This is a genomic window from Burkholderia sp. JPY481 (assembly GCF_038900515.1).
Classification (GTDB): domain Bacteria; phylum Pseudomonadota; class Gammaproteobacteria; order Burkholderiales; family Burkholderiaceae; genus Paraburkholderia; species Paraburkholderia youngii.
The window spans coordinates 1-237 of the sequence record NZ_JAYMRT010000248.1 but is presented as its reverse complement, the minus strand read 5'-3'; the positions used below and the strand labels follow the sequence as shown (position 1 = coordinate 237).

At 72.2% G+C, this 237-nt stretch carries 1 protein-coding gene; it reads left to right on the top strand.

Going from position 1 to position 237, the window contains the following annotated elements; translation table 11 throughout:
• Positions 1 to 237, top strand: a 237-nt coding sequence (locus VSR82_RS40555) for a hypothetical protein (protein ID WP_498858986.1), incomplete at both ends; no start/stop codon positions are given.

Below are 237 nucleotides of genomic sequence, written 5' to 3'. Positions count from 1 at the left end.
CGGACGGCAATCTGGAGTTGCTGGGGCGCACCGACGAGCAGGTCAAGATCCGGGGCTTTCGCATCGAGCCGGGCGAGGTGGCCGCGCACCTGTGCGGACATGCATGGGTACGCGAGGCGGTGGTGGTAGCGCGCGAGGAGCGGGCCGGCGAGCCGCAGCTGGTGGCGTATGTGGTGGCCGCAGCGGAGGCGCAGGAAGCGCAGCTTGCGGCGACGCTGCGCGCGCATCTGGTGGGGC